Source organism: Lentibacillus kimchii (assembly GCF_042666895.1).
Classification (GTDB): Bacteria; Bacillota; Bacilli; order Bacillales; family Amphibacillaceae; genus Lentibacillus; species Lentibacillus kimchii.
Genome location: NZ_JBHTGR010000035.1, coordinates 1 through 6,434, shown reverse-complemented (window position 1 = coordinate 6,434; position 6,434 = coordinate 1). Strand labels below are relative to the sequence as shown.

Here is a 6,434-nt window from a genome sequence, read left to right as displayed (position 1 = left end):
ATGGCAGCCTGAATCACAAGCAAACAATCGAATAAACATGATCATTTATGATCAATGTGTCGAATATTTTCTTGTCCGAAAAATGGGGTATTGACCACAGGCACTTAGCCACCTTACCCAGGAAAAGTAACAGTCACTGTTGTCCATTCGCCGTACCTGCTGTCGATGTCTATCGTTCCGTTATACATAGCCACCAGGTCCATCACGATCGCTAGTCCCAAACCGTTCCCGCCATGTTTTCTGCTTCTGGATTTATCCACTCGGTAAAAGCGGCGGAATACAAATGGTATTTCTGCTTCAGGGATGCCCGTCCCAAAATCCGTCACGTCAATGGTTAATTGCTCCGCTGTCTGTCTTGCTCTGACGTCAATCACCTTGTCATCTTCTGAATAGGTGATAGCGTTATCCAATAGGATGATCATCATCCGTTCAAAATGGTTTTGGCTCATTTTCAGGGTAACGCCGGTATCAAAATCCAGATGGGGTCTGATCTCAAATTCTCTGTGAATCAATTGATAATTCTCGATTAACATCTCCAGCTTCTGCTTTACCTGGCTGCTTTCCATATGGCTGACGTCTGACGAATCGTTCTGTCCTTTTGTCAGGGTCAATAATTCTGAAACGAGATGGGTGAGCCGGTCGGTTTCATTCACGCTAAGTTGAATCGATCTTTCCAAAACTTCAGGATTGTCCTTCCCCCAGCGCTGAATCAAGGACAGATGCCCATGGATAATGGTCAGTGGTGTCTTCAGCTCATGAGAGGCATCTTCAACAAATTGCTGCTGCTGCTGAAAAGATGTTTCCAGATTATCCATTAGCTCATTGAACATCATACCCAGCTCAGCCATTTCGTCCTGCTTTTGTTTGATCGGCATTCTTTCCTTCAGTCCGTTTTCCTTCACTTTTTTCATCGTGCTGATCATCGAATTAATGGGTTTGAGGAGTTGCGACGAGATGAACCTGCCGCCGATAAAACTCAACACAACCGCTGCAAGTCCGGCTATTATCACCACCATGCCGATTTGTTCGAAGAGACTCTCATAGTCTTCTATATCCCTTGTTATTTCAACAGTCCCGCTGAATTCGCCGGTTTCAACAGGTGTCTTGTAAATGAGTAATGGGTCATCCTCCTGGTTTGCTTTCACCAGGTTTTTCTCTGTCACATGTTTGGGAGGGCGTAATTCATCAGCATCATCGGCAATTGTCACGACCGTTTTATCATTGTCATTGATAAGCCGTATCGTCTGATCGTCTTCGTTAAGGACCTCCAGATAACTTGCACTCTCAGAGATCGCTTGTTCAGAAGGCATTTCGTCAATATAGGCGGTTACTTCTTTCATTGTTTTTTGAACGGTTTTCGTTTCTTGATTCGCTGCCCAGTTTTGAATGACGACATATTGTGACAGACTGTAAGCTAAAAATAAAAATAATATTAAAAACGTCGCCCATAATGTCAATTTCCACTTGATACGCATGCTTCCCCGGAAAATGTTTCTGATATGTTTCATTTGCGCATCACATACCCTGCTCCACGCAGCGTTTGAATATAACTGTCTTTGTCGGAGGCGTCCAATTTAATTCGGAGATGTCTGACATAGACATCCACAACATTTGTTTCAGCTTCTGCTTCGTATCCCCAGATATTTTCAAGCAGAACCTCTCTTGTCAATACACGGTCGATGTTTTTCATGAACATATATAAGAGTTCATATTCTGTTGTCGTCAGCTCAATGATCTGATCGCCTTTTGTCAATAATCGCGTTTCCACATCCAGTGCCAGATCTTTAAAGGTGAGCCGGCTGGATGATGCGAGGTTTTTTTCTTCACGTCTGACAATGACTCTGATCCTTGCCAGCAATTCCTCGATCGCAAAAGGCTTTGTGATATAATCATCAGCACCATTATCAAGACCCTGCACTCGGTCCATGACACTATCTTTTGCCGTAATCATGATGATGGGAATGTCTTTTTCTTTTTTTAACCGCCGGCAAACTTCCATGCCATTCAGGTTTGGCAGCATCAAATCAAGAAGGATCACATCCCAGTCATCCGCCACTGCCAGCTCAAGCCCTTTCCTGCCGTCAAAAGCAGCCAAAACCTCATACCCTTCATATTGCAGTTCCAGTACAATGAATTCGGATAAAGCTTCTTCATCCTCAATAACCAGAATATTCATGGAAAGCCTCCCGGTCCGTTTAATGCCATTATAAAGTAAAAAAATACTTTCTTCACATAAATGGGCCCTGCATGCCATATGCGCAGGACCCATTGAACAAATCATTCGAGATGGTTAGTCATCATCTTCTTCGTCGTCATCGCTGTCATCATCTTTCTCCATTTTTAAAACGTCACCTGTTTTGGCATCGACGTCGACGTCATGTTCAGTGCCCTGATCATCTCTAATCTCCAGGGAATACACAACCGTCCCGTCTTCTTTATCCAGTTCATTATCAATGACGTCACCTTTGACTTCTTTTAAGGCAATGGACTGACTCTTTTCTGCCGTTATAGCCGCTTCTTTTTTCAGCTGTTTTTGTTCTTCCTTATCAGAGAGCTCGTCGTCTCCATCGTCCTCGTCCTCGTCGCGACCTTCGTCGTCATCTGCATGCTTTTGCAGCACGTCACCGTTTTGGGCATTGATGTCAAGGTCCCACATCTTGCCATCTTCGCCTTTGACATCGACTTCATAAACCGTTTCACCGTCTTCATCGTCCAGATCTGTTTCAATGGCTTTACCCGGCACTTCTTCCAGAGCGGTGTTGATCGCTTCTTCTTCTGTAATGGCTGCCTCCTTAGCATCATCCTGACTGCCAGATGAAGCAAATGCAGACGTCCCTGCAATACTGCCTCCAATTAGTGTCGCTGCGATGCCTGTTGTTAAAATTCCTTTTTTCATTGGTAAGCCTCCTCGTTTTTGATGATACATGCTCATCATAAACGGGCCACATGAAAGAAGAGTGAACTGAATCTAAAAAAATTTTAATGTGCGAATTGTTTATGTACCTGGCACCTATATTTGATTTGCCCAACAAAAAAGAAAAGACCCTCTCAGGTCCTTTTTCGATTAACAATTGAATGTCTGTTTGACCTCCGCATTTAACTGTTTCTTCGCTAGCAGCTTTTCATCACTCTCGGATGCCACTTTGCCAATTACCTTCATATGATTTCTTTGTTCTGAGTTTCAATCATTTTATAGTATCATATTTGATTGAATTGACTTTGAACAAATTGATTAAACGTAGGTGGTATTTCGCCTGCTTTGATAGCAGGTGTACAATAGGTTTTATAAATCGATTTGTATCGTTTATCCGGTTTGTCACCTTGTTCATGATTCTTAAGGAAACCCAGTAACAAAAGATGTTCAAATCCACAAACATCAACATGTTCTAATTCAATTAATTCTTTGACAGCTTTAATAATTGACCCATCACGCGCTGATATAAAAGGTATATTGTAATAAGCTGCGTACGCCAAAGAAAAGACATCACCTTTATCTCTTTTGTCTAAGCGTACATATTTAAATAAGTCAAAATTGGCTATGGTATTAAACAGGGTAGTATACTGCGCATCCCGTCCATATAATTCTCCTTCTGATACGATGGTAATGGAATGCCCTTTATGTTGTTCAACATACTTTCTTCTTTGCTCATCGAGTTCGTCCATAACAGTTTCGTGAATTAAAATGTTCTCAAAATGATTCAATATGGCATGGATATATAGTGATTTCATATTTTCAAAGTTATACGTTTCATCTTGTTTATCGACACCGACTAGTAACACGCTTGCATCAAAGAGAATAGGCTGATTTTTCAGTTGGTTAATTACCATATGACTTTAACTGTCATCCTCTAACTGGGAATTTAAATATTTTTTTAAGTCCATTAAATATTCATCATCCTCGTCATCACTATCCTCAGTTATGTCAGTGTCTACATCTAAACGTTCTTTATCCAGCGAAAGTTGGTCGGCATCCCATTTTAGTTTATCTAATGAAACATAGCCCTGGTCAAATGCTTTAGGCATCTTTTCGTACATAATTTCATCGATATACGGATTCTCATTTGCTATCAGCTGATTAACTTCACGTTTATAAACCCGTTGGGATTCTTTAAACGCACCTTTTATAAAATCATAATTGGATATGAGCAGCTGAAATTTATCTTCGGTAATATGCTCTTCCTCAAAAAGACGATACAGAACAGCTTTTAATGGTAAACCGTATTTAATTGTCAGTCGGTGAGATAATAATGTTAAATCAGTTATATTGGTATCACTAATCCGATTTTTATTAATACGGGACAGCCAATCATCAACCATAACATTAAGCGCCTCATCGGGTAATAAAAATTCTGCTGCAAAACGAGATGCCTTCTGTTCTGATTTTTCATTTAGTTGGGATAAAGAACAAACATGAGGTGTCTTCTTGAGCCCTTCCAAATCGACAAGATAATGGTAATATTCGTGGGCTGTAGCAAATATTTGATTCAATAGGGGTTGGCTGGAATTTAAAATAATAAATGCAATGTCCCTTGATTTGGGGAGCACTATTATCATGCCGTCCAAATCCGGATTATGAAAGGACTGCTTTTCAAAATAAATATTCTTCTCCTGTAGGTTAATATAATCAAATATATTGGTTCCAATCGGAGCTATGCCATAGTCTGCTCGTTTTTCGCGTGCCAGTTTTTTTATTGAATTTATTTCAGTTTTAGTTAATTTTTTCGGGTCAAAATCATAACGGGATTGTGAATACGCATCCAGTAAATTATTCAAATCGTGCGCTTCCATCATTAATTTAGTGACCTCCTCTGCGGTCTATCGCAATATAATGCTCTCTAATTTTAATACGCTCCATAACTTCGACCAGATTGTCTTTATCAGAAGATTTAAGTTGGCCCATTAGCAACAATACTGGGTCTTCCTGTTCTTCCTTAAAGAAGGTATTTAAGTCCTGGTTTATCTTTTGGCAAACCTGGTTTAACGTTTCTAACGTTGGGTCTTGCTTCCCATTTTCCAATAAAGAAATCGTCGAGCGTCCTACATTCAATTCAGACGCAATATCAGTCTGCGACTTATCATCTCGATACGCTTTGAGTTTTTCAGCAAATAACTCGCGGTTAAAATGCAATGTTGCCATGTGTGATTCCTCCCTTTGCTCCTGAGTTAATTATACTAACACATAGTATGAATTAAAAGGGAAAATGTTATTCATTTTAACAACAATTATATAAAAATGGACCGTTCGGTTAGCAAGACTCATTCCCGGACTTCGGGCGCCTTGCAGTTGGCAGGCAACAGAAAAACCCGCCTTATATAAATGCATTGTTGTGGCGGGCAACGCAATAACCTGATACGCATTTCCGGACTATGGGCGCCGGATGGTTGGCGGGCAGAGGTCTGCACGTAAGACTGTTTTCAAAGGCGGTTGGGGACTGTCCCCGATATCTCCCCGCGCTTTGCGGCCTGATTCTTCTTTTCCTCCTAGATCTGTGATGTTACATCTCCCTGGCCATCCTTCTCCTTGTATAATCCCTCCAAATAAAAATAGACCCTACCATCCGCGCTGGACAGTAAGGCCTTCTAAAAAATCATGATTCGGGATTATAATATATATTTGTCTCCCCAGTTAACACGTCATGCCCCATCAAGCAGGGGGGGGATTGTCCCCGATATTCATTTAACCTTTCATGTCAATGTTTCCTCCTAAATGTGGTTGAGCTGCACGTTCGATGGCAGCCATATTATTTGTACTCATCAACTTTTGAACAGCTTCTCCCTGTCGCTCGGCATTTCCCATTGCCATCTTCGTAACTGAAATAGAAGCCTGTTGCTGCACTTGGCTTTGACTCAACGCCGTTGACATTGATGCAATATCCATCAGAACACCACCTTTCTCTAACGGACAACTGGGTTTCAATCATATATCTTATTTTAATTTTAATCTACTAATTTCCATTATATCACAGATGAAGGACGAAATAAGTTAAACTTAAAATTCATCTCATCCATCTCTGATCTATACCCTCTTATATTTTAAAACAACGATTAAATTTCACGAAATTGAATAAAATAACTTGCAGCCTTTAGAAATGAGTAAGTAAAAAGCTGTTTGGGCATTTGTGACTGCTAAACTAAAATGGACAGTTTTTGCTCGATAAAAATGAACACTTTCTAAAACTCATCGGTGGAGTCAGCGTCATCGAAGATACAATCGTATGACTGGCTCCCAAGTATCTCATTCTCGATAATGACCCGGATTTCCGTTCTAAAGAGATTAAGGATTTTTTAGCTTCTTAATTATCTTATTCCATTCTATTAAAAATTTTTATACTTGAATCAATTTCATAATTGCTCTTATTAAAAACGCAAAGACCTGCAGAATTTCTAATGTGTATTTTTTTAAAATTCCTCTAAGCAGCCTGCTGCTGCTTTAA

7 protein-coding genes are annotated in these 6,434 nt (G+C 40.3%); all 7 read right to left on the bottom strand.

Features of this window, described 5'->3' with window-relative positions; translation table 11 throughout:
• Window positions 1–113: 113 nt before the first annotated feature.
• A complete protein-coding gene (locus tag ACFQU8_RS09765) occupies window positions 114–1,475 on the bottom strand; it encodes a HAMP domain-containing sensor histidine kinase (protein ID WP_382359276.1) in 1,362 nt (453 codons plus the stop codon).
• 29 nt (window positions 1,476–1,504) lie between these two features.
• Window positions 1,505–2,176 carry a response regulator transcription factor gene (locus tag ACFQU8_RS09760; protein ID WP_382359273.1) on the bottom strand — a complete coding sequence of 224 codons (672 nt, stop codon included), beginning with the start codon at window positions 2,174–2,176 and terminating at the stop codon, window positions 1,505–1,507.
• Between the two features lie 114 nt (window positions 2,177–2,290).
• The gene (locus ACFQU8_RS09755) at window positions 2,291–2,896 is read right to left on the bottom strand and encodes a PepSY domain-containing protein (protein ID WP_382359270.1); all 606 of its coding nucleotides are present in this window, start codon (window positions 2,894–2,896) and stop codon (window positions 2,291–2,293) included.
• Between the two features lie 302 nt (window positions 2,897–3,198).
• Window positions 3,199–3,828, bottom strand: coding sequence for a hypothetical protein (locus ACFQU8_RS09750; RefSeq protein ID WP_382359267.1), 630 nt, complete (start codon window positions 3,826–3,828; stop codon window positions 3,199–3,201).
• Window positions 3,829–3,834: 6 nt separating this feature from the next.
• The gene (locus ACFQU8_RS09745) at window positions 3,835–4,791 is read right to left on the bottom strand and encodes an ImmA/IrrE family metallo-endopeptidase (RefSeq protein WP_382359265.1); all 957 of its coding nucleotides are present in this window, start codon (window positions 4,789–4,791) and stop codon (window positions 3,835–3,837) included.
• Window positions 4,792–4,795: 4 nt separating this feature from the next.
• The gene (locus tag ACFQU8_RS09740) at window positions 4,796–5,137 is read right to left on the bottom strand and encodes a helix-turn-helix domain-containing protein (RefSeq protein WP_382359262.1); all 342 of its coding nucleotides are present in this window, start codon (window positions 5,135–5,137) and stop codon (window positions 4,796–4,798) included.
• Between the two features lie 540 nt (window positions 5,138–5,677).
• Window positions 5,678–5,878, bottom strand: a complete 201-nt coding sequence (locus tag ACFQU8_RS09735; RefSeq protein ID WP_382359259.1) for a putative motility protein — start codon at window positions 5,876–5,878, stop codon at window positions 5,678–5,680.
• Window positions 5,879–6,434 lie beyond the last annotated feature (556 nt).